Genomic DNA, 24,244 nt, shown 5'->3' on the forward strand with positions numbered 1-24,244 from the left:
GGGCGCGGCGGGTCCACTCACTGGTGGTGACGACGGCCCGGGCGGTGGCCAGCGCGTGGGCCTCCGGCTCGTCGTCCAGCGGCAGGTGCACCAGAACCACCAGGCGCAGCCGACCGGCGTGCGGGGTGAGCAGGTCGGGCACGGTCGAGGCGATCAGGCCGTCGATCAGCACCACCGCGTCGTCGGGCGCGGCGGCGAGCACCCGGCCCAGCGTCGCCCGGTCGGCCGGGCCGGGGTGCGGCCACCCGCCGGGCACCGGATGCTCGTGGACCGACCAGCCGTGCTCGCCCAACCCCGCGCAGATCCGCCGGTCGTAGGAGTTGCCGCCGCTGGGCGTGGTCGGGTCGTCGATGTCACCGGGCAGGACGACGTGCACCGCCCGGCCCGCGTCGGTCACAACGACCGCTCGTAGCTCGCCCAGGCGATGTGCGACTCGTGCAGGGTGACAGTGATGCCGGTCAGGTCGCGCGCCCCCGCGCCCAGCTCACCGGCGTGCACCCGCTCGACCAGTCGGTCGGCGACCGTTCGGGCCAGCACCTCCGTGGTGGTGTTCACCCCGGCGAAGGCCGCCTCGTCGTCGAGGTTGCGGTAGGTCAGCTCGCCCAGCACGGCCCGCAGCTGCTCGGTGGCCAGGCCGATGTCCACCACGATCCCGTCGGCGTCCAGGTCGGGCCGGCGGAACGTCGCGTCCACCACGAACGTCGCACCGTGCAGGCGTTGGGCGGGCCCGAACACCTCGCCTCGGAAACTGTGGGCGATCATCATGTGGTCCCGCACGGTCACGCTGAACACGGTCACTCTCCGTCGTCGTAGGTGATGAGGTGGCAGAGGGCGGGCAGGTCACCCGAGGTCAGTCTGGCGAGCACGTCGGGCAGCTCCGCGAAGCGGGACGCGCCGGTGATCAACGCGTCGAAGGCCGGGTCGTCGAGCAGGTCCAGGGCGAGCGCCAGCCGGTCGGCGTAACTGCGCCGTGCCCGTCGGGCGGGTGCCACCATGCCGACCTGACTGCTGCGTACGGTGAGTCGACCCGAGTGGAACGCGCCGCCCAGCGACACCTGCACCGGGCGGTCGCCGTACCAGCTCAGCTCGATGACCGTGCCCTCCGGGGCGAGCAGGTCCAGCGACTGTTGCAGGCCGGCGGCGGTGGCGCTGGCGTGCACGACGAGGTCCCGGTCACCGCGGGCGTCGGCCGGGTGGGCGAAGTCGACGCCGAGGGCACCGGCCACACCGGCCCGGCGCGCGTCGGTGTCGACCAGCTCGACGTGCACGCCGGGGAACCGGGCCAGCAGCGCCGCGACGCAGCAGCCCACCATGCCCGCGCCGATCACGGTGACCCGGTCACCGACCAGCGGCGCCGCGTCCCACAGGGCGTTGACGGCGGTCTCCACCGTGCCGGCGAGCACCGCTCGGGCGGCCGGCACCCCCTCCGGCACCGGCACCACCGCACTCACCGGCACGACGTACGCGCTCTGGTGCGGGTGCAGGCAGAACACCGTCCGCCCGAGCAGCTCCGGTGGGCCCTGCTCGACCACGCCGACGCTGAGGTAGCCGTACTTCACCGGCCCGGGGAATTCGCCCTCCTGAAACGGCGCGCGCATGGCGGCGTACTGGTCGGTGGGCACCCGGCCGGCGAAGACCAGCGTCTCGGTGCCCCGGCTGACCCCGGAGTAACTGGCCCGGACCAGCACCTCGTCGGGGCCCGGGGCGGCCAGCGACACCGGCCGGATCTCGGCCGCGCCGGGTTCACGCACCCAGCAGGCGTACGCCTCGCGGATCACCGTCGCGCACCTCACCTCTGCTCCGGGCCAGACCGATCGGCCATGTCGGATCCCCGGTCGGGGTTGTCGATCATAAACACGGAGGTACGGCGCGCACAGTTCGAAGCCCACCCGGCCCGGCACCTTCGCTGGCGTCAGATCAGCCGCTTCATGCGGACCTTCGGGCGCTCGTTTCTCAGGTGGCCGTGCTTGTGCTGGCGGACCTGCTCGTCCCAGACCTCCTGGTCGTAGTCCGGGTCCGGTGGGATCCACTTGTGCGAGCCGTCGCTGTAATGGAACTTCTCGTCACCGGGTCGCAGGATGCTCACCGAAGCCAGCCGAGGAAGCGCCTGTGCAACGCGCCCGCCGGCACCCAGGTCAGGTCCTCGGATGCCCGCACCAGCTGAGCACCCATGTAGAGAGCCAGAGAGATCGGAGCGTCGTCAAACTCGGCGCGTAGCTCGCGCTGCCGAGTGCGGCAGGGCCAGGGCGCATCGCAGCCGCCGCAACTCCAGATCGGCAGCACCGGGCCGTGCGTGGTCATGCGCGGCCTCCGAGCAGCGCCGCCGTCACCAACCGCGACTGCCGGCTGGTCGCCCAGTCCACCTGCCAGCACGGGTACGGCGTGAGCCGCAACCACCACGCCCGGTAACCGGTACACAGGCCGTCCCTATCGAGCAGGTGTACGACCAGGATGCGCCGCTCGGCCTCGTTGCTCACTGCTCTTCCTCGGCGGGCCAGTGCCCCCGATTGATCGGAATGCGGTGTCGGCTGCGACAGGGCAGCTCCGCCCCACAGCGGCAGACCCAGCTCCACTTCCGCCACGACCAAGCCGGCCGGTGTTGCCGTGCCAGGGTCATCGCCACGGCGATCAGGTACTGGTCGTAGCTCACCCGTCGCCATGGTGGTGTCCTGTCCCGCATCACTGGCTCCCTCCACCGGGCAGCACTCCATGGCGGACCCCGAAACGACGGGACCGGATCTGGAACGTTCGGTAACTGCGACGCTACGATCACGACGACGGCGGTTGGACTCACCCGCAGTACGAGTGAGCAGGCCAGATGAGCTGCCGCAGCATTGGTTTCACGGCGGAACGTCGACCACGGGTCAACGTAGGGATGACGCATGAGAGGTCCCGGACGATCAGCGCCACATCGCGGCGAGGTGACCGGCTACCTGTTCAAGCTGATCCGGGAGTCCATCCCGCTCACGCAGGAGCAGCTCGCCGCCGACCTGGACGTCGATCGCGTGACCGTGCAGAGCTGGGAATCCGGGCGCCGACCCTTCACCGCGGTACCGCTCGGGCAGGCGATCGCCGTCCGACGCCGGCTCGGACGGCTCGGCGCGAACACCCTCCTACTCGCAGCACTTGACGACGCCGCCGAGGCGGATCTCATCCTCGCCGCCGTCCTCAACGAACAGGTGGACCGCTGCGACCTCGCCGAACAGCCGCTGGGCTGGCCCGTACTCACCCACCGTCTGACCGACTTGATCCTCTGGGCCGTCCTCGGGCAGACACCGGCCTTCGCCAGAGGGCTACCCATCGCCCATCCCCGGCGGGGTCCAGTCGCGTCCGGGCCGACCCTGCCCGTCGATGAGCAACCTGCGTTCTTCGCTCACCTTCATGTGCTGGCCGATCGCGCCGCAGCCGGACGGCATCGGAACGTGCTGCTGCACCGGCAAGCCTGCTTCCTTGCCGGCATGGACCCCACCAAGGCAGCAGCAGGTTGGCTCACCCAGACCACCGCCCGAGCACACCGCACGACCCCCTTCCGCACCTGGTCACCGCTGTGGCCTGACGCCCGCTCCGTCGTCACGTCCCTCGCCAACCAGGGCGACCCGGAACCGTTACGAGACTTCATCGCTCGCGCACACCCGGATGACGCCTGCGAGCGAGCAGCCCTCAACTACTCGGCCTACTGGGTGGGCGAGATCCCGTACCGCCACCGCGACGACTCCTTCATGCCCAAAGCGCTCGCAGACTGGCACGGCTCAATCCTTCTTCGGCACCTGGTCCATCGACTCGATCAAGGGCATCCCTTCGTCGACCTCAACATCCACAACGTCTGGGCTCTGCTAGCCGCACGACGCGGTCTCGCTCTCGACAACCCCGCCGCGACTCGGGCGCTCCTCGACCGCAGTGTCCCGCTCCTGGACAGTGACCGGATCTCCGCGCAGTCGCGGCAGGAACTAACCTCTATCGTCTACAGCCTGCGGGCGGACGGACTCACCGGCACAGGGACGGGCAGATGACCGACGACCACGACGCCGCCGGAGCGATGAACTTCATCTTCGAAGCCGGCGTCCTCAAACGCGCCGCCCGCACCGGCTGGTGGTTCGCCGGCGTCAAGCAACCCGAATCCATCGCCGAGCACTCCTTCCGAACAGCGCTCATCGGAATGATGCTCGCCGCCATGGAGGGCGCCGACCCGGCCCGAGTGTCGATGCTCTGCACCCTGCACGACACCCAGGAAACCCGAATCACCGACATCCCACACATCGCCAAGCGCTACCTCACCGCCGTACCCAACACCGCCGTCACCGCCGACCAGGTCGCCGCCTGTCCCCCAGCCGTCGCCGACGTCATCACCGCCGCAATCGCCGAATACGAAGCCGGCGAGACACTCGAAGCTGTCGTCGCCCGTGACGCCGACAAACTGGAATGCCTCGTCCAAGCCGTCGAGTACCACCACCAGGGCATCGACAACGTGCAGCGCTGGATCGACAGCTCACGAGCCGCTTTGAAGACCGCCAGCGCCCACCGCCTTGCCGACGCCGCCCTCAGCGGACAACCCCTGGCCTGGCTCACACCCCCGCCGAAGGAGTAAGCGTTCAACACTTGGCGTTGTATTTGATCCCGCTGACGGGCAGAGACGATCAAAGCGGGCATAACACTTATCGACCTGGGACGCAGTCGGTCAACGGTGGTCAACCTCTGTCGCTACCGGTCCACCTTCGACGGCCTGGCGACGGCATGATCTTGGTGTCGCAGCACGAGCCGCCCGGCAGCCTCGCGACTCGGCTGATCAGCCGCGGAGCCAACGGCCACTCGCATTCAGCCGCCGCTGCTGCCCGAGTAGCCATCGTGGCTTCACTCCTCCATGCCTGTCGATGTGCTCGCACAACTCGCGCTGCTGGTTTCCGCCAGGAACACTCGTGCCTACGCACTTCTCTTCGCGCCTGCATTGATTGGCGTCGCGTTGTGGATCAGAACGGGTCAACAAACTGCGAGAAGAGTTGCCCTCGCAACGAGCCTGCTTAGCGTGCTGTGCTATTGCGGTTCCGGGGGATGGCTTTGGCTATCTGACGAACCAGCAGGGATCGACGAAGCACTCCCGGCCGCATTCGGTCGGATATATCCAGAATGGGTCGAACTGGGCAGCATGGGGCTAGCCGTGTCCTTTGTGGTTTCACTTGTCGCGGCAGCCACACTAGCCTTCGGTGGGCGTACCGTCGCCCGCACCTCCCCAGGATCGAACCAGTGACTTCTTCGACGTGAACTGTCGGCAAGCTGGTGGGTTCGGGCTCGATACGATTAGGCAGCCAGGACTCGGGTGAAGAACGCCAGGGTGTCGCGGATCAGCGGCTCCAGCAGCACTCCGGCGAAACAGTGGTCGGCTCCCTGCACCACCGACAACTCGACCTCGGCGCCCGCCGCGGTCAACGCTGCGGCAAGCTCTTCGCTCTGCCCCACCGGTACGACCAGGTCCTGGTCGCCGTGGATCAGCAGCATGGGCGGGGCCTGGTCGGAGACGTAGGTGATCGGACTAGCCGCTCGGCCCAGCCCCGGGTTCTCGGCCAACGGGGCGCCGATCAGCAGGGACTCGGGCGAGTCTGCCGCGTCGTGGTCGATCGTTCCGGACGGGTGTGCCTGCGATTGCATGGTCAAAAGGTTCGATGGCGCGTACCAGCAGACCGCCGCCCGGACACCGCTGTCGTCCTGGTCGTCCCCCGTGAGCGCGACCATCGAGGCCAGATGCCCACCGGCCGACTCGCCCCACACCCCGATCCGCTCACGGTCCACGCCCACCGTGTCGCCGTGTCGGCGCAGCCAGCGCACCGCCGCCTTGACGTCGTCGAGTTGAGCGGGAAAGTGCGCCTCTCCGCTGAGCCGGTACTGCGCGGAGGCGACCGCGAATCCGGCCCGGACGGCGGCGGTGAACGGGTCCGCTTCCATGAGCCAGTCCGCCGGGTGCTTGGGCGATCCGAACATCCACGCGCCGCCGTGGATCCACACCAGGACCGGTACCGGTTGGGGTGCCTGCGTCGGCACGACAAGGTCCAACGTCACCGGGCGGAAGCCCGGAACCTCGTTGACGACGATGTCCCGGTGCTCGGTCCGGTCGGTCCAGCCTCGGGATGCCGCATCGATCATCAGGCCATCTTCGCACCGACGGCCCGGCCGTACCCGCTCATGGAAGCCGAGTTGATCACTGCTGCTTGTCGGGCGTGGCGGGGCGGGCGCGGACGTGCAGCCGCTCCCCCTGCGGACCGAAGAGACTCAGCGCTTCGGCGGTGCCGGGGCCGGGGTTGAAGAACAGGTGCGGAACGCGGGTGTCGAACTCGGCCACCTCCCCCGGGGTCAGGGTCAGGTCACGGTCGCCGAGCAGCAGGCGTAGCCGGCCGGAGAGCACGTAGAGCCACTCGTACCCCTCGTGGGCCTGCGGGATTCGGCCCCCGGCGGACGGGTCCGGCGGGAAGATCTGCTTGAACGCCTGCACACCGCCCGGTCGGCGGGTCAGCGGCAGGTACGTCACGCCGTGGATGACGATCGGTTTGGGGCGTACCCGGGGGTCGCCGGTGGCGGGGGCGTCGACAAGTTCGTCGAGCGCCACCTGATAGGCCCTCGCCAGCGGGAGCAGCAGTTCCAGGGTGGGCCGACGGCTACCGGACTCCAGCCGGGACAGGGTGCTCACCGAGATGCCGGTCAGGTCGGCGAGCTGGGTCAGCGTGGTCCCGCGTTGGTGACGCAGGGCACGGAGCCGGGGGCCGACGGCCGCCAGCGCGGTGCTGTCCTCGTTTGCCATAACGGCAAGGATAGTTGCCACCTTGCCGGCGGCGACGGATGGTGGGCGCAGCCGACGAAGCAAGAGGGAGATACCGGTGGACGAGACATACGACGTGGTGGTGGTGGGCGGCGGCGCCGCGGGGCTCAGCGGAGCCCTGGCGCTGAGCCGGGCCCGACGGTCGGTGCTGGTGATCGACTCCGGTGAGCCGCGCAACGCGCCGGCCGACCGGATACACAACTACCTGGGCCGGGAGGGGACGCCGCCGGGTGAACTGCTCTCGATCGGACGGGCCGAGGTGGCCGGGTACGGCGGGCAGTTCCGCACCGGACGGGTGGAGGCCGCGACCCGGGACGACGACGGGTTCCGGCTGAGCCTCGACGGTGGGGAGTCGGTGCGGGCACGGCGGCTGCTGGTGACCACCGGCCTGACCGACGAACTGCCCGACGTGCCGGGCCTGGCCCAGCGGTGGGGCCGCGACGTGCTGCACTGCCCGTACTGCCACGGCTGGGAGGTGCGGGACCGGCGGATCGGCGTCCTGGCGACCAGCCCGCTGAGCGTGCACCAGGCCGAGATGTGGCGACAGTGGAGCCCGAACGTGTTGCTCCTGCTGCACGACGCCCCGGTGCCGGACGCGGAAACCGCTGAGCGGCTCGCCGCCCGGAGCATCGCGGTGGTGCCCGGTCCGGTCGCCGCGGTGGAGGTGACCGACGACGCGCTGACCGGCGTACGGCTCGCCGACGGCCGGGTGGTGGCGCTCGACGCGATCGTGGTGGCGACGCGGCTGACTCCCCGCGCCGATGTGCTGGTGGGGCTGGGTCTGGCCCCGGAGGAGGTGATGATGGGTGAGCACGTCATCGGTGCCCAGATCCCGACCGACGCCACCGGCGCGACCACCGTCCCAGGGGTCTGGGTGGCGGGCAACGTGGCCGACCTCCGTGGTCAGGTGATCACGTCCGCCGGGGCCGGTCTGACCGCGGCGGCGGCGATCAACGCCGACCTCATCGCCGAGGAGACCCGCGACGCGGTGGCCGCGTACCGGCAGTTGGTGGCCACGACGTTCGAGGAGCCGGCGTGGGAGGAGCGCTACCAGTCCCGCCCCTCGGTGTGGAGTGGCCGGCCGAACCCGCAGCTGGTCGCCGAGGTCGCCGACCTGGCCCCGGGGCGCGCGCTGGACGTGGGCAGCGGCGAGGGCGGCGACGCGGTGTGGTTGGCCGAGCGCGGCTGGCAGGTGACGGCTGTGGACATCTCCACCACGGCGCTGAGCCGGGCCGCCGCGCACGCCGAGACCGCCGGGGTGGGCGACCGGATCGAGTTCACCCACGCCGACCTGCGGGACAAGCCGCCCACCGAGGAGGCGTACGACCTGGTGTCCGCCCAGTTCATGCACCTGCCTCCGGAGCAGCGGCGGGAGTTGTTCGGCCGGTTGGCCGCCGCGGTGGCACCGGGCGGCGTCCTGCTGATCGTCGGGCACCACCCGTCGGACCTGTGGGGGGCGGCGCACCGGATGCACATGCCGGACATGATGTACACCGCGCAGGACGTCGCCGCCGACCTGGAACCGGCCCACTGGGAGGTGCTGACGGCGGAGGAACGCTCCCGCCCCGCCACCAAACCGGACGGCGAAGACATCACCCTGCACGACGCCGTCCTCGTCGCCCGCCGACGCTGACCTGTTGACCTGCGTCGATCATGGAGTTGTGCTGGATGACAAAGGTGGTGGAGCACCACCTTTCCGGCACCACGAGTCCATGATCGGCGCGGGGAGGCGGGAACGCGGGGCGGCAACGTGAGAGGTGGTGGGGCAGGACTTCGCATGATGTCCGCTCGGCGGTAGCGTTGCGCCACACTGACGGCCCGTGGGGCAGGCGACCGCCGACCCTGACGCCCCGATCGTACGGAGGATGGTGCATGTCCATCGGCGCTGAGCCGCACGCAGCACGCGACGATGCGGCCTCCCGGCCGAGCTTCGAGCTCGCCCTGCGCGGATACGACAAACGCCAGGTGGACCGGCACCTGGAGCAGCTCGACGGTCAGATCGCGATGCTGAGTGGAGAGCACGGGCGCTCCGCCGTCCGAGTCCGTGAACTGACCGCCGAGGTGCAGCGGCTGCGTGCCGAACTGGCCGAGCTTCAGGAGCAACCCGTGCAGGTGGACCGCGCCTCGTTCCACGATCTGGGTCCGATGGTCGGCGAGATCATGGCACTCGCCGAGAAGCAGGCCGGGATCATCACCGAGTCCGCCACCGACCGGGCGAACGAGCTGCGCAGCGAGTCCGAGCGGATCCTCGCCGACACCCGTGAGCGGGCCGCGCAGGCACGTCAGGATCTGGCCGAGGAGTTGGCCGCCCGGCGGGCCGAGCAGGAGCAGGCGCACGAGGAGCGGCGCACCCTGGCCGAGGCCGAGTTGACCGCGATCCGCGAGCACGCCGAGCAGTTGCGCGCCGACGGTGAGGCCGCGCACGAGCGCGCCCAGCACGAGGCCAAGCGGATCACCGAGCAGAGCGCGCAGCAGCTCAACCAGACCCGGGTCGCCGCCGACGCGCTGATGAAGTCGGCCCGTACCCAGATCCAGCAGGAACTCCAGTCGGCCCGCTCCAAGCACCAGCAGGAGATGGCCCAGTGGCAGGCCAACGTGGAGCGAGAGGTCAACGAGCGGCGTACCGCCGCCGAGCAGGACATCGCCGAACAGCAGGCCGCCGCCGAGCAGGAGCTGGCCGAGGAGCGCAGCGCGACCGAGCAGCAGATCGCCGCGCTGCTGGCCGAGGCGCAGCAGCACGTGACCGAGCTGCGCAACCGCGCCGACGAGCAGGCCGCCAGCCACCAGCAGCAGCTCGCCGCCCTGCAGAAGGAGCTTGAGGAGCGCCGGCAGGAGGCCGCCGAGCTGCACGCCGAGCTGGACACCGGCCGCCAGCAGCTCGCCGAGATCCGCCAGGAGGGCGAGACGCTGGAGAACGAGCTGTCCCGGATGCAGCAGCGACTCAACGAGGTCCGCCGGGACCTGACCGCCGAGAGCGCCCGGCTGGACGAGGCCCGTCGGGCCGGGGACTCCGCCGAGCGGCACGCCAAGGAGGTCCGCGCCCGCGTACAGCGGGAGGCGAAGCGGGTGGCCGACCTCGCCGCCGCCGCGGTCATGGCCGCGGCAGCCGGCGGTACGGAGACCGCCGAATACCCGATGGTGGGTTCCCGCTCCAGCGCCGACCGGCCCGCCCCCGAGCGGGCGGGCGTCGAGCGGCTCAACGTCGAGCGGCTCAACGTCGACCGCTTCGGCGTCGACCGGCGCTCCGCCGAACGAGCCACCCTGGACGATGCGGACGCCGGTCGCGCCACGCCCGACCCCGCCCCGGTCGACCGCGCCCCGGTCGAGAGTGGCCCTGCCGACCGGACCCCGGCCGAGAACGGCTACGCCGACCGGACCCCGGCCGAGAACGGCTATGCCGACCGGACCCCGGTCGAGGATGGCGACCGGGCCACGGCCGAGCAGGCGAACGGCGAGCACGGTGGCGCACCGGCGGTGGCGGACGAGTCGGTAACATACGACCGTGCGGCAGCCCGGGAGGTGAGCGCCGACGACGCCGAGCCGACCTTCCCTCGGCACATCGGCACGGACGCACCGACGCCCGTGCCGTTCCTGGCCTTCGGGCAGCCGGTCAGCGAGAACGGCGCCGCCCGGCACTGACCATCAGCAGCGGTCGCACCCGGTCCGGAGCGAATCCGCACGGGCCCGGGCCGACCGCCCAGCGGTGATCAGGTGATGGAGAGTAGGTCGTAGAGGGCCCGGAGACCTACTTCTCATCACCCGATCAAGCAACGGACGGCGGCCGGGCGGATTCTGCGCGGAACCGGGTCGCCGCGCCCGTCGGAGCTGACAGGCTGGGCTGGCCGCCGCGCACCAGCGGTGGCCGCCGGCCTGGCCGGTGACCGAGAGGAGCGCCCGGTGACCGACCAACCGGAGGAGTTCGACCTGCTCGTCGTCGGTGGCGGCAAGGCCGGGAAGACGTTGAGCATGGACGTCGCCCGATCCGGTCAGCGGGTCGCCATGGTCGAGCGCGGCATGATCGGCGGCAGCTGCATCAACGTCGCGTGCATCCCGACGAAGGCGCTGGTGACGAGCGCGCGGGCCGCCCGCCAGCTGCGGGACGCGTCGGCGCTCGGCCTGGCGGTGGAGGGCGGCCGGGTCGACGTGGACCTGTTGCGCGCGCACAAGCAGGACGTGGTCGAGGGGATGGTCGCGGCCAACCGGCAGCAGTTCCTCGACTCCGGCCTGCACCTGGTGATCGGCGAGGCCCGGTTCGTCGGCCCCCGGACCGTACGGGTGGCACTCGCCGACGGCGCCGAGCGACTGCTGCGCGGCAGCGACGTGGTGATCAACACGGGCACCCGCCCGCATCTGCCGTCGGTGCCCGGGATGGCCGACGCCGGGGTGCTCACCAGCGACGAGTTGCTACACCTGGATCGGCTGCCGGCCCGGCTGGTGGTGCTCGGCGGCGGCACCGTCGGGGTGGAGTTCGCGCAGATGTTCGCGTCGTTCGGCAGCGCGGTGACCCTGGTCGAGGGCGGTCCACGGTTGCTCACCCGTGAGGATCCCGACGTGAGTGACGCGGTGATGCGCGTCTTCCTCGACGATGGCATCGACGTACGGGTGGGTGTGGCGGTCGGGCGGGTCGACCGGGAGGCCGACGGCTCGCTCCGGGTGACCCTGGACGACGGCAGCGCGGTGGTCGGGGACGACGTGCTGGTGGCGGCCGGCCGGGAGCCGGTCACCGACGGGCTCGGCCTGGACGTGGCCGGCGTACGGCTCAGCGAGCGGGGCTTCGTGGAGGTAGACGAGCACCTGCGCACCAGCGCCGAGCGCACCTGGGCGGCCGGGGACGTCGCCGGCAGCCCGCAGTTCACCCACGTCTCGTTGGACGACTACCGGATCATCCGGGCGAACCTCGCGGGAGGCCAGCGCAGCACCGCCGACCGGCTGATCCCGTACACCGTCTTCACCACCCCGGAGCTGGCGCGGGTCGGGCTGACCGAGACCGAGGCGCGCCGCGCCGGGTACGACGTCCAGGTCGCCCACCTGCCGGTCGCCGCCATCCCCCGGGCACGCACCCTGCGGCAGACCCAGGGCATGTGGAAGGCGGTCATCGACACCAGCACCGACCGGATCCTCGGCGCGGCGCTGCTCGGCGCCGAGGCCGGCGAGGTGATCACCTCGGTGCAGCTGGCCATGCTCGCCGGGATGCCGTGGACCGCCCTGCGGGACGCGGTCATCACCCACCCGACCATGACCGAGGGCCTCAACCTGCTCTTCGCCTCGCTGGAGCGCAGCCCGGTCCGCTGAGCGCCACGAGGCCCGCCCACAGAAACAGCGCGACGGCTACCCGGCGATCTCGTCGCGTACCCGTTGTTGGAAGGCGCGGGCCTTGGCCCCGGTGGGCGGCGGCCCGCCGTGCCGCGCGGCGACCGCCTGACGGATCACCTCGGCCCGGTCGCCGGCGTCGATCAGCCGTTGACCGGCGGACACCTTTGCGAGCCAGACGCCGTCGCGGTGGCGCACCAGCGACCGGCAGGCGCCGAGCACGGCGTCCTCGGTGCCGGGCGCGGGTTGGTCGTCCGGCGGTGTGGGCAGGGCCAGCCACCAGGTCAGCGCCTCGATGAGCAGCCGGCGCAGGTCGGCCGGGGCGAGGTCGGCGAAGGCCTCCCCCGCCGGCGGTCCGAGCAGTGAAAGTCCACTCTGGTGCAGGATGCTGCGGTCGAGGCCGTACCAGAATCGGCCGTCGGCGACCGGTCGGTCGGCCGGGTCGAGGGTGCGCCGGAACGGCATGCCGGCCCCGGTGTTCAGTTCGACCTCGAAGCCCGGCTCGGGGGTGCCGGAGGCGGCCACCGCCCGGTCGTAGACGACCAGTTCCAGCCCGCGCGCGGGGCAGGGCAGCGCCTCGTGCCGCAGCCGGGCGACCACCGTCCGCTTGGCGGCCTCGGTGAGGGGCCCGGCGCTGAGCAGCGCCACGTCCACGTCGCTGCGGCCCGGCTGGTACGCCCCGAGCCCCACCGAACCGGCCGCGTACGCGCCGATCAGGTCGGCGCCGAGCACGTCGCGGGCGGTGCTGACGAGGTCATCGAGGTAGCGCTGAAGATCGGAGTCCACGGGGCATCATGACGCACGGCTCGGAGCGAGGCGGGACTACCCCGCGTAGAGCAGCAGCAGACCGGCGACGGTGTACGCGACCATCAGTGCCAGCAGGGGTAGTTGGCCGGCCACCGCCCGGGCCCGGGGGAACAGGTACAGGGCGCGGTCGTGGGCGAGCAGCGTGCCGAGCAGGTGCCCGAGGATGATGACGGTGATCTGCAGGGTCGCCACCCCGGAGGGCGTGACAAGCGCGGTCTGCGGCTCCCAGTCGGCGGTGCCGAGCCAGTTGGCGCCGGTGCCCAGGGGGTCGGAGAGCAACGCGACGGTGCGCTGGCCCTCCAGGATCAGCAGCGAGTAGTAGTGCGCCACCACGTACCCCACCGCGATCGGCGCGATGGAGTGGGCGATCTCGCCCGGCACGGCACGGGCGTCGACCCGGTCGGTGCGACCGATGCGCGCCACGGCGCCGGTGGCGGCGAGGTACGCCACCGCGACGGCGGCGATGACGAGGCTCAGACCAGCGCTGCCGGTGACCGCCGGGTGCAGGCCGTTCTCCTGGCTGAAGCGCAACCAGCCGGGCGCGTTGGAGAGGCTGTCGTACATGGTCGAGCCGAGCAGCACGATCACCACGGCGACCAGCCCGGGGCGAGGCCGCAGGCCGGCGATCCCGTCGAGCGGGTTGCGCCACACCAGGATGCCGTCCGCGGCCCGGCCGAGCGGGGCGAGCTGACCGATCAGGGTGCTGTACGCCTCGAACGGGTCGGCGTGGTCGAACCAGCCGGCGCCGAACACCACCGCGCCGGCCAGCAGGACCACCGCGTACCCGGCCAGCCAGGCGGTGATGACCGGCAGGGTGGCCCGGTCGGGGGCGACCAGTTCCAGCCAGACGAAGCCGAACAGCGTGGCGGCGGCCGGCCACCACCCGACGCTGTCGGGCAGCTCGCGGAGCCCACGGTTCGGGTCGCGCCGCGCCGCGAGCGCCGCGAGCAGGTGCACCGTACGCAGCGGGTTGACCGCCCGCCAGACCGGGCCGAGCAGCAGCGACAGCGGGGCCAGCCCGACCCAGAGCAGCACGTAGAGCGCGCCGGCGGTCGGGTTGTCCGCGGTGTCCGGCCCGCCCAGCAGACCGAGGCAGAACCAGGCGGCGGCGAGCAGGCCGAGCCCGCGCAGCGCCCACCGGAACGCGGGCGCGTCGAGGAGTCGGGCGAGCCAGCCCGGGACCGGGCGACCGCCGGTGGCGTCCCGGTCGAGTCGGGGTTCACGCCAGAGCAGACCCAGCGCCACGAACGTGACGACGAGGGTCAGCGCGGCGGCGACGACGAGCTGCGGCAGTGTGATCGGCAGGTCCTGGCGGCCACCGACGCCGTGTGCCAGCAGCGTGGGAGCGGCCGTCATGCCGCTCAGCGGACGACGAGCTGGAACAGCACCAGCTCGGACTCGTGCGTCTCCACCTCGAACAGCCCGGTCTTGTCGGCCCGGAACTCCACCGAGCCGGGCGTGCCGGCCGGCAGCCGGGCGCCCAGGTCGTAGCCGTGTACGTGCAGTTCGTCGGCCACGTCGGAGGTGACCGTGATCCGGACCAGCTGGCCCTTACCCACGCTGATCCGTCCGGTCGGCGGGGTGACCCGCTTCTTCGCGATGGTCACGGCGATCTGTTGGTCCACGGCGGCGGTGCTGGCGGAGGCGCTGGGGGTGCTGGCGGCCGTCGGGGTCGGTGCGGTGGGGGTGGCGCTCGGCGGGGCGGTGGACGTCGGCGCCGTCGAGGGGGTGGCCACGGAAGGGTCGTCGTCCTGCCCGCAACCGGCGAGGAGCAGGGCGGTGAGGGCGGCGGCGGCGAGGGTGGCGGAGGTGCGGGCGGCGGGGGTACGGACGAACACGGGCGGACTCCGAACGACGCGAGGGGGGCGGGTGTCGGTTTGATCGTCGGGGAGGAGAACTCTACGTCTTGTTCGGTGCCGGGGAAATGACCATGATGAACGAATGCGATCGAGGTTGGCCACTGTGCGTAACGTCCTGAGTCGTGCCGTGGCGGCGCTGGCGGCGACCCTGGTGGTGTCGTTGCTGCTGCCGGTCGCCCCGGCGTCGGCGCACGGCCAGCTGGCGACCTCCACTCCGCTGAAAGGCACTGTCGTACGCGAGCCGCTGACCCAGTTGGCGTTGTACTTCACTGAGAAGCCGGCGTCGAACGCGTACTTCGCCATCAGCGGCCCGGACGGGTCGCGAGTGGACAGTGGCTGGTCCTACGGTGAGCCGAAGCGGCTGGACAAGCCGGTCACCGAGTACTTCATGGTCAACGGCGTGTTCGAGCCCCGGCTGTACCACACCGGCTTCCCGGCGATGGTGACCGTCGCGCACTGGCCGGCGAAGGGCCGCTACACCGCCAGCTACCTCTCCGTCGCCTCCGACGGTGAGGCGGTGCGGGGCGAGGTGACCTTCGACTACCAGGGCCCGGGCACGGCGGCCCCGGCCGGTTGGTCGGCGCCCACGGCGGGGCCGGACCCGGCGCTGCTCGCCCAGGCCGAGGGCGAGGGCTCGACCAACTCCGGTGCCACCGGCAGCCCGGTCGCCCCCACCGGCGCTCCGGCGGACAACCCGGCCGGCGCCACCGAGGGGCAGCGCGGCGGTGGGTGCCAGGCCTGGCTGCTCCCGGCCCTGATCGCCGGCGGGGGCGCGGCGAGCGGGCTGGTGGCGGCCCCCCGTCGGCCTCCGGCACGCGGGGCGCCCACTCCGGACCGTCGGACCGCCGGCGGGGCGGGCCGAGGCGGCGCCGCCGGCCGCAAGACCGCCAACCCGACTCGGAAGACCGGCAATCGGGCCGGCGGGACGGCGCGGCGCGGACGGCGGTAGGCCGCCGCAGGACTGGGCATTCTCCGCGTACCGTCCCGAACTTTCGCACGGACATTGGGAACTTTTGATGTATCGAGTCGAAGCCATGGACAGTCCAATCGAAACGCCTTAATGTTCCGAGCCATCCACCCGGTGTTTCCGCAACGTCACTCGTCGGCGTCGAGGACGTTACGGAGCCGGGCCGACGGTCATCCTCACCGCTGATCCACGCCGGCCGTCGGACACTCCACTGCCTCCTGGAGGAACGATGGCCACACGCCTGCTACGCCGACTCCACCATCCCGTCCTGGGTGCGCTGGCACTCGTCCTCGCCGCCGGCCTCTGGGCCGTCCCCGCCAGCGCCGCCCCCGCGCAGGAACCGGGCGTCACGCTGCGCGTCTTCGACGTGCAGGTGCCGCTGTCCGAGCTGTGCACCCTCAAGCCCGCCCAGACCCCGAACGTGGACAAGCTGATGTCCACAATCAACTGGACCTCGGCGGCCGACTTCGGCTTCGAGGACAACTTCGTCTCGCAGGTGCTCGGCAACATCACCACCACCCAGGCCGGCAGCTACACGTTCCGGCTCAGCAGCGACGACGGCTCCAAGCTGTCGATCGACAACGCCGTGGTCATCAACCACGACGGCCTGCACGGCGCGACCCCGCCCAAGGAGGGCACAGTCACCCTCACCGCCGGTCTGCACCCGCTGCGCATCGACCACTTCGAGCGGGGCGGCGGGCAGCAGATCACCCTGGAGTGGAAGACGCCCGGTTCGTCGACCTTCGTGGTCGTACCGAACTCGGCGCTGAGCACCGACGCGGGCGTGGTCCGGGTGACCGCACCCGGGCGCAAGGAGTGCGAGGGGGTCGCCGACTCCCCCGGCGACGGCCTGCCGCTGACCGGTGTGCACCCCGGCTACACGCTGACCAACCTGCGGCCCAGCGGCTTCCAGCCGAAGGTCACCGGCATGGACTGGCTGGCCGACGGCCGGCTCGTCATCAGCACCTGGGGTGGCAGCGACCAGTCCGGCACCTCCCAGGACGGCGAGGTCTGGATCCTCGGCAACACCGGCGGATCGACGAGCCCGGGCAACGTGACCACCAAGAAGATCGCCGGCGGCCTGAAGGAACCGATGGGGCTGAAGGTCGTCGACGGGGTTGTCTACGTGACCGAGAAGCAGCGGTTGACCCGGCTGGTGAACACCGGCGGTGACGAGGTCGCCGAACGCCTGGAGACCGTCGCCACCTGGCCGTACGGAGGCAACTTCCACGAGTTCGCGTTCGGCCTGCTCTACCAGGACGGGTTCTTCTATCTGAACCTGTCGGTGTCGATCAACTCCGGCGGCGCCACCACCAACCCGCAGCCCGCCACCAATCGGGGCACCACCCTCAAGGTCAGCAAGGACACTGGCGCGGTCAGCTACGTCGCCGGCGGCCTGCGGACGCCGCACGGCATCGGCTGGGGCCCGGAGGGCGGCATCTTCGTCACCGACAACCAGGGCGGCTGGCTGCCCTCCTCGAAGCTGGTGCACGTCAAGCAGGGCCGGTTCTTCAACCACTACACGAACCCGGCCGGCCCGTTCGACACCGCCGCGGTCACCCCGCCGGTGCTCTGGATGCCACAGAACGAGATCGCCAACTCGCCCAGCACGCCGCTCTACCTGACCAGCGGCCGGTACGCCGGCCAGTTCGTCATCGGCGACGTGACGTACGGCGGCCTGCAACGGGCGAACGTGGAGAAGGTCAACGGCGAGTACCAGGGCGCCCTGTTCCGGCTCACCCAGGGCCTGGAGGCGGGCGTCTCCGAGGTCAACGTCGGCCCGGACGGCGCGATCTACGTCGGCGGGCTCGGTGCGGGCGGCAACTGGGGCCAGACCGGCAAGCTGTCGTACGGCCTGCAGAAGCTCACCCCGAACACCGCCACCACGTTCGAGATGCTCGCGATGCGCGCCACCACGACCGGCTTCGAGGTGGAGTACACCCAGCCCGTCTCGACGGCGACCGCCGCCGAGCTGGCCGCGCGCTACAAGATCAAGCAATGGCGGTACGTGGCGACGTCGAACTACGGCGGGCCGAAGGTCGACGAGGAGACGCTGACCGTCACCTCGGCCACCCTCTCGGCGGACGGGAAGAAGGTCAGCCTCGCGGTGGCCGGTCGCAAGGCCGGCCGGGTGGTGCACCTGCGCTCGCCGCGCCCGTTCACCTCCACCAGCGGCGAGTCACTGTGGAGCACCGAGGCGTGGTACACGCTCAACTCCATCCCGGGCAGTCCCCCGCCGCCGACCGGCGGCACCATCACCGGCGTCGGCGGCAAGTGCCTGGACGTCGACAACTCGGGCACCGCCGACGGTACGAAGATCCAGCTCTGGACCTGCAACGGCACCGCCGCGCAGTCGTGGACGCGGGTCGGCGACACGTACCGGGTGCTCGGCAAGTGCCTGGACGTGGACAACGCCGGCACGGCCAACGGCACGAAGATCCAGCTCTGGACCTGCAACGGCACCGGCGCGCAGCTCTGGCAACCGCAGGCCGACGGGTCGATCCGCAACCCGCAGTCCGGCAAGATCATGGAGGCCGCCGGCGGTAACACCGGCGACGGCACCCAGATTCAGCTCGGCACGTACGCGGGCGGCGCACACCAGAAGTGGGTGGTCAGTAGTGGGGTAACCGGCTGACCTCGGACGAGGGAGCGTGGCCTGACCGGCGGGTCAGGCCACGCTCCGCGCCCGGGTGAGCAGGGTCGTCAGGCGGCGTACGTCGCACGACGGTGATCGACGAGGGCAGCCCCCAACCCGCGCGCCTCCGCATCGACGGCGGCCATGCCGGCGTTCGGATTCCCGCCGAGGTGTGGGTCAGGGGCCGTGCGGGAGCGGCTGCGCCAGTGCCCGCAGGTCCGCCGGGAGTTGGGCCAGCGCGTCCTCGAACTCCCGGTGCCCCACCACCCGGTGCATCGTCTGAAGCACCGCGCGGGTGCCCCGCTCGGCGGCCGGGCGGTCGATCCCGGCGCGGTCGGCAACCCGGCGCAGGAACTCGTCGTAGTCGAACGTCTCCGGGGGCTCAGCGGCCTTGACCAGCAGCGGGCTCAGCTCGTCGGCCAGGTGGGGGGCCAACGCGCCCGCCTCCCCGCCGGAGAGCCGCTCGGTGAGGGTCCGCAGGACCGCCTCGGTCAGTGGGCGTGCCTGCTGCGGCGAAACACCCGCCCGTGCCGCAACCTTGTCGACGAACGCCAGCTCGGCCATGCCCCCGCCCTTCGCTTTCGGAAACGCGTGGCTACCCGGGCCCACCGGCAGCAAACCCGGCAGCCTGGAGCGGGATGGTTCTGCTGGTTGCTCCGCGCGGTGCCGTCCACTTCTCGTACGGTGAGGTCGGACCGGGAACCCGACGGCTGCCCGACGGCGGCCCGCGCCGCAGGAGGAGCAGATGGCCCTCGACCTGCCCGACGTGATCGACCGGTACTTCCGGGCCGTCAACGACCGGGACCTGGACGCCTTCGTCGCCTGCTTCGCGGACACCGCGAGCGTCGCCGACGAGGACCGGCTGTACGACGGGCGGGCCTCGATCCGCGCCTGGCGACAGAAGACGATGGACGCCTACTCGTACACCGCCGAGCCGGTCCGGGTCACACCGCAGGCGGGCGACTCGTACCTCGCTGTCACCCGGGTGTCCGGAAACTTCCCCGGCAGCCCGATCGAGCTGCGGTACCGGTTCACGCTGCGCGACGGGCTGATCGGCGCCCTGGACATCCGTCCCTGACGGCGAGCCGGTCCACCGACACGAAGGGAACGCCGTGCCGCGAGTCTGGCTCATCACCGGCTGTTCGCGTGGTCTCGGCCGCGCCCTCGCCGAGGCCGTCCTGGCCGACGGCGACCACCTGGTGGCCACCGCCCGCAACCCGGCACAGCTCGACGACCTGGTCGACCGGCACGGTGACCAGGTCCGCGCGGTGGCCCTCGACGTCAACGACCCCGCCGCCGCCCGCGCCGCCGTACGCACCGCCGTGGACACGTTCGGACGGCTGGACATCCTGGTCAACAACGCCGGGTACGCCGACGTCGCCGCGATCGAGGACATGTCGGAGGACGACTTCCGGGCGCAGATCGAGGCGAACTTCTTCGGCGTGGTCAATCTGTCCCGGGCCGCCCTGCCGGTGCTGCGCGAGCAGGGACGCGGTCACATCGTGCAGATCTCCAGTGTCGGCAGCCGGGTGGCGAGCACGGGTCTGGGCGCGTACCAGGCCGCCAAGTGGGCGGTCAGCGGCTTCTCCGCGGTGCTCGCCAGAGAGGTCGAGGCGTTCGGGATCCGGATCACCACGGTCGAGCCGGGCGGGCTGCGCACCGACTGGGCCGGCTCGTCGATGAGCGCCCTGCCGATCAGCGAACCGTACCGGCCGGTCATCGACCCGGCCGTGCGGCGGCTGCGGGAGGGCAGCGGCGCCCAGCCGGGCGATCCGGCCCGCGCCGCCCAGGCGATCATCCGGATCACCCGGGTCGACGACCCGCCGCTCCGATTGCTGCTCGGCGCCGACGCCGTGGCGGCTGCCGAAGCGGCCGCCAGGGCTCTCGCCGCGTCCGACGCGCGGTGGCGGGAGTTGAGCGAGTCGATCGCCTTCGACGCGGCTCCCTGATTCGCCTTCCGGAAAGCTCGGCGAGGTTGATCGGGTGCCCGCCGGAGCGGCGAGGCGTGGTCGGGCCGGCCCGCAGGTGATCAACCGCCGAACGGACGAGACGGTCAAGGGGTCGGTGGATGACATGATGTGGCGACAACAGCTGTCGCTACGAAAGGGTTCTGGCTGCCCGATGGCACATTTCGAGGCTCGCACGCCCACAACACCCGCGTGGATCGCGGTGCCGCTGGCCGGGCAGCCGCATCGGGCGGGCTGATGCCGGGCGAGCGACCGGAGACCGTGGCCGAGCCGAGTGTCCCCACCCACGCCGCGGACACGATGGCCTATCAGGTCGCGACCGACGTACGAGCGCTGCGCGCGTTCGTCAGCGCCGGGGCGCTGGCCCGCGGCCTGCCGGCCGAGCGGGTGGAGCTGTTGACGCTGGCGGTCAGCGAGCTGGCCACCAACACGTTGCAGCACACCACCGGCGGCGGCTGGGTCCGGCTCTGGGCCGAGCCGGGCCAGCTGTTCTGCGACGTGGTCGACCACGGGCCGACACGGGCGTTCGGCCGGAGCATGCCGGCCGCCGAGTCGGTACGGGGTCGCGGGCTGGCGATCGTGGAGCAGATCTGTGACGAGGTCGCCGTCCTCACCAGCCCCGGGGAGACCGTCGTACGGATTCGCCTGACTCTGTGAACGTCGGCGGCGATCCCCGCCCGCCCGGGCCACGTCGGCTGCCACAATGCGGACAGCCCGGGCCGACGGTGACACCGGGTCGGACCCGAACGGGAGGACGGCACGATGCCGGACAGCGCACGCGAGGCTGAGCTGCTCGACGCCGAGCGCACCCTGCAGGCCGCCCAACGGGCCGGCGACGTCGCCGCCCTCGACCAGCTGCTGGTCGACCAGCTGATCGCCATCGGCCCGGACGGGCGTCCGCATTCCAAGCAGGATGACCTGGCCGCCCACCGGGACCGCCGCTCGGTCGTCGCGGAGTTGGTGGAGGAAGAGCTGGACCTGCTCGTCGTCGGTGCGACGGGCGTGACGTTCTTCCTGGGCCGGGTGTCCGGCGTCTTCGAGGGGGCACCGTTCACGGCGCGGCTGCGCTACACCCGGACGTGGGTCCATGACGACCGGCACGGCTGGCGGGTCCTCGCCGCACACATCAGCCCGGTCTGACTCAACGCTCGTCCTCGTCGTCCTCGTCGAGCAGGCCCTGCTCGTCGAGGAACGCGAACCACTGGTCGTCGGCCGGGGTCAGGTCGGCGTAGCCCGGCCCGAGCAGGTAGTAGTCCACGAAGGATTCCACGTCGGGGGCGAGCTCCTCGAACGCGTCGGACATGAACCACTCGGTGCCGTTCGGTGGGAAGTACCAGATCGCCCCCGTGCCACGATCCATGAAGATCGGCTCGTCGCTGCGGGTGCCGACCACCAGCCAGCCCGCCCGGTCCTGCGGGATGGACGAGAAGTCCGGCGCGTAGTCCAGGTGGTACTGGATTCCCGCGAGGGTCGACGAGGACGCCAGCTCGACCCGACCCGCCCGCAGCCCGTCGGCCACCAGCAGGAGATCCCGCAGGTCGGCCGGGAGCCCCGCCGGCACGGCGTCGAGGGCCGCCCCCTCGCCGAACTCGGCGTACGCCAGGCTCGCCGGCAGATCGGCAAGCTCAGCCCGCAGCTCCTCGATCAGCTGCCGCAGCTCGAGGTTCACTGCACCACCTCTGTTCGGATGAGGTCCCGTCCGGCACTGCCACGGCTGCCCTGAGACCTGCGAGCCGATGCGCGGTTTGGTTCTACCACGCAACAGCTCACCGGGGCGTCACCTCGCCGAATCCGCCAGCCGGGCCGTCACCACCAGCTCGTCGAGCTGAGCCGACCCGGCGGGTTGTTCCGGCAGCCGGCTGTCGTGCTGCGCCTCGTCGAGTCGCGACACCAGTTCGGCCAGGTCCCGGCCGAGGACCGGGCCCGCGACCAGGGCGTCCAGTCCGCCGTGTTCGGCGGAACGCTTCGCCGCGATCAGCTCAGGGAGGTACGTCGGCGCCGCCTCGGCGAGCAGCAGGCTCGGCAGGTGCGCCAGCATCCGGCCGGTGCGCATCAGGTGGACACCGGTGAGCAGCGCCCGGAACGCGTAGAGCAGTGGTTTCAGCTCGCCGGTCGTGTCGAACAGTCGCCGCTGGGTGGCGGCGAAGCCGCGGTAGTGGTGCACGTGGTGCCGGGTCAGCACCAGCGGTGCCAGCTCGACCAACGTGGCGTGCACCGCGGTGGTGTGCACCACCAGCGGTGACAGCAGCTGTTCGAGCACGTAGCCGTTGCGCCGCAGCATCAACCGCACGAACTTGCGCAGGTCGTGGGTGACCAGGTCCAGCTCCACGCCCTCGCGGTCGGTCATGACCGTGCGGGTCTCGGTCGGCTGCGTCAGCCCGATCAGGTTCTCGACCGGAAGCAGATGCGCGCCGCGCAGGTCGACGTCCGAGTCAATGGACGGAAACCCGTACAGGTGGGCGCCGGAGACGGTGGCGAACACCAGCGGGTGCGGCTGCTCGGCGACGGTGTTGGTCAGGTCGACGCCGACCGGCAGACCCGCGGCCTCCCAGGCCGTCACGCCGAGCACCGCACGGAGCGTTCCCGGACCGAGATCAACCACTGCTCGACCCTTGCCTCGTCGGGCTGCTCGGGTAACGGGCTGGTGGCCAGGCCCGCCGTCATTCGGCTCACCAGCCGGTCCCGCCAGGCGACGATCTCAACCCAGGGCACCTCACCCGCCTTGACCGCCAGCAGACGGTCCCGGTCGGCGCCCACGTCCAGCACCAGGCGGCCGGTGCGGACCAGGTCACCCCCGGCGGTCAGCAGTCGGATCAGGTGCATCACGTGCCGCCACGCCGGAACGCCGGTGCGGGCGATCCCACGCTCGGCCTTTCCGAACTGGGCGGTGGCGTACCGCAGGTAGGTGTCGGCCACCCGCCGGGACAGGAAGGCCGGCGTGAGCGCCCGGAGTTCCGCGCCCAGCGGGGTGCACGTCTCGACCAGCGGAGAGTGCAGCACTTCCAGGACCGTGGGATTCGCCGCCAACCCGAGCGTGCAGACCCGCTCCACCTCCCACCGCACCTGCTCGTCGAGCGGCCCCTCGTGGTGGCGCGCAGGGTTCCGTAGCCCCCAGAACGCCGAGGCCGGCAGGGCGTACACCCCGCGTCGGTCGGTGTCCGATGCCGCACTGGACAGCCCGAACGCGCGGGAACCGACGACCACCTGCAAGATCGTGTGGTCGTCGACCAGCTGATCCGTCAGCGTGTGTTCCACTGCCGCCGCCTCCCCCGAGCGTTGCGCCGACCGCCAGGCGGCCGTTGTCCGGTGCACACCATGCCGGTCCGGGAGTGCTGACGTCGAGCCCTTTCCTCAGTTCACGACGGCCTCGATCGGGCCGACGCGCAGGGTGCCGTCGTTGAGGGGCGTACAGCGGATGCCACCGGTGGTGCGCAGCGCCTTCCACGTCCCCGGGCCGACGGTGATGTCCATCCAGGCGCACGGCCGGGCCGCCCGATTGACCCGCAGGCTGACCGGGCCGTCGCCGGAGTCCAGCACCAGCACTCTGCCGATCAACTCGTCCACGGCGATCCCCGTGGTGAGGATGTTGCGCCGTACCTCGGCCAGGCCGATGCCGGTCGGCAGTGACTCCTGGGCGATGACGGTGACGCTGGCGTCGCGGTGTGCCTGTTGGCCGAAGTACCGGTCGCCGACGATGCCGAGGCCGGCTCGGATCCGGACGGCGTCGACCAGCTCGCCGGGTGGGGCCGGGGCCGGACCGTCGGCGGGCCGGCCCAGGAAGCGGTGCACGGGCGAGGCCAGCAACTCGACGATCTTCGGCATGGCAGGAATTCTACGAACCGGACAGACCCCTCATGGGCAGGTCGACGGATGACTCGGTGGGGACGGCGGCGCGCG

At 71.5% G+C, this 24,244-nt stretch carries 25 protein-coding genes and 2 pseudogenes; 11 read left to right on the plus strand and 16 right to left on the minus strand.

Annotated elements, in window-relative coordinates; genetic code table 11:
• The 6 genes and pseudogenes from PSH25_RS31110 to PSH25_RS31135 form a co-directional block, all read right to left on the minus strand.
• A pseudogene (locus tag PSH25_RS31110) lies at positions 1-397 on the minus strand (glycosyltransferase family 1 protein); the annotation flags it as partial.
• Positions 394-792 (minus strand): 6-pyruvoyl trahydropterin synthase family protein, encoded by a 399-nt coding sequence (locus tag PSH25_RS31115; RefSeq protein ID WP_196926417.1) that lies wholly within the window; start codon positions 790-792, stop codon positions 394-396. The pseudogene PSH25_RS31110 and the gene PSH25_RS31115, both read right to left, overlap by 4 nt.
• Before the next feature lie 2 nt (positions 793-794).
• Complete coding sequence (locus PSH25_RS31120) at positions 795-1,778, minus strand: zinc-dependent alcohol dehydrogenase (protein ID WP_238662451.1); 984 nt, start codon at positions 1,776-1,778, stop codon at positions 795-797.
• A 134-nt stretch (positions 1,779-1,912) separates the two neighbouring features.
• Positions 1,913-2,086, minus strand: coding sequence for a hypothetical protein (locus PSH25_RS31125; RefSeq protein ID WP_238662452.1), 174 nt, complete (start codon positions 2,084-2,086; stop codon positions 1,913-1,915).
• Entirely contained in the window at positions 2,083-2,301 is a 219-nt protein-coding gene (locus PSH25_RS31130) for a hypothetical protein (RefSeq protein WP_238662453.1), read from the minus strand. The genes PSH25_RS31125 and PSH25_RS31130 overlap by 4 nt, the downstream gene beginning before the upstream one ends.
• Entirely contained in the window at positions 2,298-2,477 is a 180-nt protein-coding gene (locus PSH25_RS31135) for a hypothetical protein (RefSeq protein WP_238662454.1), read from the minus strand. The genes PSH25_RS31130 and PSH25_RS31135 overlap by 4 nt, the downstream gene beginning before the upstream one ends.
• A gap of 405 nt (positions 2,478-2,882) precedes the next feature.
• On the opposite strand from PSH25_RS31135, the gene PSH25_RS31140 reads away from it, so the two are divergent.
• Together PSH25_RS31140 and PSH25_RS31145 are read left to right on the plus strand one after the other, a co-directional pair.
• Entirely contained in the window at positions 2,883-4,010 is a 1,128-nt protein-coding gene (locus PSH25_RS31140; RefSeq protein WP_238662455.1) for a helix-turn-helix domain-containing protein, read from the plus strand.
• A complete protein-coding gene (locus PSH25_RS31145) occupies positions 4,007-4,585 on the plus strand; it encodes an HD domain-containing protein (RefSeq protein WP_238662456.1) in 579 nt (192 codons plus the stop codon). Before PSH25_RS31140 ends, PSH25_RS31145 begins: the two co-directional genes overlap by 4 nt.
• A 707-nt stretch (positions 4,586-5,292) precedes the next feature.
• Here PSH25_RS31145 and PSH25_RS31150 read toward each other — a convergent pair.
• Both PSH25_RS31150 and PSH25_RS31155 read right to left on the minus strand, forming a co-directional pair.
• Positions 5,293-6,132 (minus strand): alpha/beta hydrolase, encoded by an 840-nt coding sequence (locus tag PSH25_RS31150; protein WP_238662457.1) that lies wholly within the window; start codon positions 6,130-6,132, stop codon positions 5,293-5,295.
• Between the two features lie 55 nt (positions 6,133-6,187).
• Positions 6,188-6,784 carry a helix-turn-helix domain-containing protein gene (locus PSH25_RS31155; RefSeq protein WP_238662458.1) on the minus strand — a complete coding sequence of 199 codons (597 nt, stop codon included), beginning with the start codon at positions 6,782-6,784 and terminating at the stop codon, positions 6,188-6,190.
• Positions 6,785-6,860: 76 nt separating this feature from the next.
• Between PSH25_RS31155 and PSH25_RS31160 the strand changes: the two genes are divergently transcribed.
• The 3 genes and pseudogenes from PSH25_RS31160 (at position 6,861) to PSH25_RS31170 (ending at position 12,094) form a co-directional block, all read left to right on the plus strand.
• A complete protein-coding gene (locus PSH25_RS31160; RefSeq protein ID WP_238662459.1) occupies positions 6,861-8,435 on the plus strand; it encodes an FAD-dependent oxidoreductase in 1,575 nt (524 codons plus the stop codon).
• Between the two features lie 239 nt (positions 8,436-8,674).
• A pseudogene (locus PSH25_RS31165) lies at positions 8,675-10,162 on the plus strand (coiled-coil domain-containing protein); the annotation flags it as partial.
• A 537-nt stretch (positions 10,163-10,699) separates the two neighbouring features.
• Complete coding sequence (locus PSH25_RS31170) at positions 10,700-12,094, plus strand: dihydrolipoyl dehydrogenase family protein (RefSeq protein ID WP_238662461.1); 1,395 nt, start codon at positions 10,700-10,702, stop codon at positions 12,092-12,094.
• Between the two features lie 36 nt (positions 12,095-12,130).
• Here the strand turns inward: PSH25_RS31170 and PSH25_RS31175 are convergent, their stop codons facing one another.
• Genes PSH25_RS31175 through PSH25_RS31185 form a run of 3 tightly spaced genes read right to left on the minus strand, consistent with a single transcriptional unit; the run spans position 12,131 to position 14,757 of the window.
• Complete coding sequence (locus PSH25_RS31175; RefSeq protein WP_238662462.1) at positions 12,131-12,898, minus strand: nucleotidyltransferase domain-containing protein; 768 nt, start codon at positions 12,896-12,898, stop codon at positions 12,131-12,133.
• Between the two features lie 36 nt (positions 12,899-12,934).
• On the minus strand, positions 12,935-14,275 hold the full coding sequence (locus tag PSH25_RS31180; RefSeq protein ID WP_238662463.1) for a hypothetical protein: 1,341 nt from the start codon (positions 14,273-14,275) through the stop codon (positions 12,935-12,937).
• A gap of 5 nt (positions 14,276-14,280) precedes the next feature.
• Positions 14,281-14,757 (minus strand): hypothetical protein, encoded by a 477-nt coding sequence (locus PSH25_RS31185; RefSeq protein ID WP_238662464.1) that lies wholly within the window; start codon positions 14,755-14,757, stop codon positions 14,281-14,283.
• A 124-nt stretch (positions 14,758-14,881) separates the two neighbouring features.
• On the opposite strand from PSH25_RS31185, the gene PSH25_RS31190 reads away from it, so the two are divergent.
• Both PSH25_RS31190 and PSH25_RS31195 read left to right on the plus strand, forming a co-directional pair.
• A complete protein-coding gene (locus PSH25_RS31190) occupies positions 14,882-15,727 on the plus strand; it encodes a copper resistance CopC family protein (protein WP_238662465.1) in 846 nt (281 codons plus the stop codon).
• A gap of 247 nt (positions 15,728-15,974) precedes the next feature.
• On the plus strand, positions 15,975-18,380 hold the full coding sequence (locus tag PSH25_RS31195) for a ricin-type beta-trefoil lectin domain protein (RefSeq protein ID WP_238662466.1): 2,406 nt from the start codon (positions 15,975-15,977) through the stop codon (positions 18,378-18,380).
• Between the two features lie 177 nt (positions 18,381-18,557).
• Here PSH25_RS31195 and PSH25_RS31200 read toward each other — a convergent pair whose 3' ends face one another.
• Complete coding sequence (locus tag PSH25_RS31200; protein ID WP_238662467.1) at positions 18,558-18,944, minus strand: DUF2267 domain-containing protein; 387 nt, start codon at positions 18,942-18,944, stop codon at positions 18,558-18,560.
• A gap of 181 nt (positions 18,945-19,125) precedes the next feature.
• Between PSH25_RS31200 and PSH25_RS31205 the strand changes: the two genes are divergently transcribed.
• The 4 genes from PSH25_RS31205 (at position 19,126) to PSH25_RS31220 (ending at position 21,487) form a co-directional block, all read left to right on the plus strand.
• Positions 19,126-19,458, plus strand: a complete 333-nt coding sequence (locus PSH25_RS31205) for a nuclear transport factor 2 family protein (protein ID WP_238662468.1) — start codon at positions 19,126-19,128, stop codon at positions 19,456-19,458.
• A 34-nt stretch (positions 19,459-19,492) separates the two neighbouring features.
• Positions 19,493-20,329, plus strand: coding sequence for an oxidoreductase (locus PSH25_RS31210; protein WP_238662469.1), 837 nt, complete (start codon positions 19,493-19,495; stop codon positions 20,327-20,329).
• Positions 20,330-20,584: 255 nt separating this feature from the next.
• Positions 20,585-21,004, plus strand: a complete 420-nt coding sequence (locus tag PSH25_RS31215; protein WP_238662470.1) for an ATP-binding protein — start codon at positions 20,585-20,587, stop codon at positions 21,002-21,004.
• Positions 21,005-21,109: 105 nt separating this feature from the next.
• Positions 21,110-21,487: a nuclear transport factor 2 family protein gene (locus PSH25_RS31220; RefSeq protein ID WP_238662471.1), complete on the plus strand. Its 378-nt coding sequence runs from the start codon at positions 21,110-21,112 to the stop codon at positions 21,485-21,487.
• A 1-nt stretch (position 21,488) separates the two neighbouring features.
• Here PSH25_RS31220 and PSH25_RS31225 read toward each other — a convergent pair whose 3' ends face one another.
• The 4 genes from PSH25_RS31225 to PSH25_RS31240 form a co-directional block, all read right to left on the minus strand.
• On the minus strand, positions 21,489-22,016 hold the full coding sequence (locus PSH25_RS31225; RefSeq protein WP_238662472.1) for an SUKH-4 family immunity protein: 528 nt from the start codon (positions 22,014-22,016) through the stop codon (positions 21,489-21,491).
• A gap of 108 nt (positions 22,017-22,124) precedes the next feature.
• Positions 22,125-22,883 (minus strand): nucleotidyltransferase domain-containing protein, encoded by a 759-nt coding sequence (locus PSH25_RS31230; protein ID WP_238662475.1) that lies wholly within the window; start codon positions 22,881-22,883, stop codon positions 22,125-22,127.
• Between the two features lie 20 nt (positions 22,884-22,903).
• Positions 22,904-23,602: a nucleotidyltransferase domain-containing protein gene (locus PSH25_RS31235; RefSeq protein WP_238662473.1), complete on the minus strand. Its 699-nt coding sequence runs from the start codon at positions 23,600-23,602 to the stop codon at positions 22,904-22,906.
• A gap of 96 nt (positions 23,603-23,698) precedes the next feature.
• Positions 23,699-24,169: a molybdenum cofactor biosysynthesis protein gene (locus PSH25_RS31240; RefSeq protein WP_238662474.1), complete on the minus strand. Its 471-nt coding sequence runs from the start codon at positions 24,167-24,169 to the stop codon at positions 23,699-23,701.
• Positions 24,170-24,244: the final 75 nt, after the last annotated feature.

It is taken from the genome of Micromonospora foliorum (assembly GCF_022229015.1).
In the GTDB taxonomy this organism is placed as follows: Bacteria; Actinomycetota; Actinomycetes; order Mycobacteriales; family Micromonosporaceae; genus Micromonospora; species Micromonospora foliorum.

What these genes read in the sequence shown, in the direction of transcription:
- PSH25_RS31220 (WP_238662471.1), top strand. Translation starts at nt 21,110, where the DNA reads ATGCCGGACAGCGCACGCGAGGCTGAGCTGCTCGACGCCGAGCGCACC.
- PSH25_RS31200 (WP_238662467.1), bottom strand. Translation starts at nt 18,944, where the DNA reads ATGGCCGAGCTGGCGTTCGTCGACAAGGTTGCGGCACGGGCGGGTGTT.
- PSH25_RS31155 (WP_238662458.1), bottom strand. Translation starts at nt 6,784, where the DNA reads ATGGCAAACGAGGACAGCACCGCGCTGGCGGCCGTCGGCCCCCGGCTC.
- PSH25_RS31145 (WP_238662456.1), top strand. Translation starts at nt 4,007, where the DNA reads ATGACCGACGACCACGACGCCGCCGGAGCGATGAACTTCATCTTCGAA.
- PSH25_RS31240 (WP_238662474.1), bottom strand. Translation starts at nt 24,169, where the DNA reads ATGCCGAAGATCGTCGAGTTGCTGGCCTCGCCCGTGCACCGCTTCCTG.
- PSH25_RS31180 (WP_238662463.1), bottom strand. Translation starts at nt 14,275, where the DNA reads ATGACGGCCGCTCCCACGCTGCTGGCACACGGCGTCGGTGGCCGCCAG.
- PSH25_RS31215 (WP_238662470.1), top strand. Translation starts at nt 20,585, where the DNA reads ATGCCGGGCGAGCGACCGGAGACCGTGGCCGAGCCGAGTGTCCCCACC.
- PSH25_RS31140 (WP_238662455.1), top strand. Translation starts at nt 2,883, where the DNA reads ATGAGAGGTCCCGGACGATCAGCGCCACATCGCGGCGAGGTGACCGGC.
- PSH25_RS31130 (WP_238662453.1), bottom strand. Translation starts at nt 2,301, where the DNA reads ATGACCACGCACGGCCCGGTGCTGCCGATCTGGAGTTGCGGCGGCTGC.
- PSH25_RS31195 (WP_238662466.1), top strand. Translation starts at nt 15,975, where the DNA reads ATGGCCACACGCCTGCTACGCCGACTCCACCATCCCGTCCTGGGTGCG.
- PSH25_RS31150 (WP_238662457.1), bottom strand. Translation starts at nt 6,132, where the DNA reads ATGATCGATGCGGCATCCCGAGGCTGGACCGACCGGACCGAGCACCGG.
- PSH25_RS31205 (WP_238662468.1), top strand. Translation starts at nt 19,126, where the DNA reads ATGGCCCTCGACCTGCCCGACGTGATCGACCGGTACTTCCGGGCCGTC.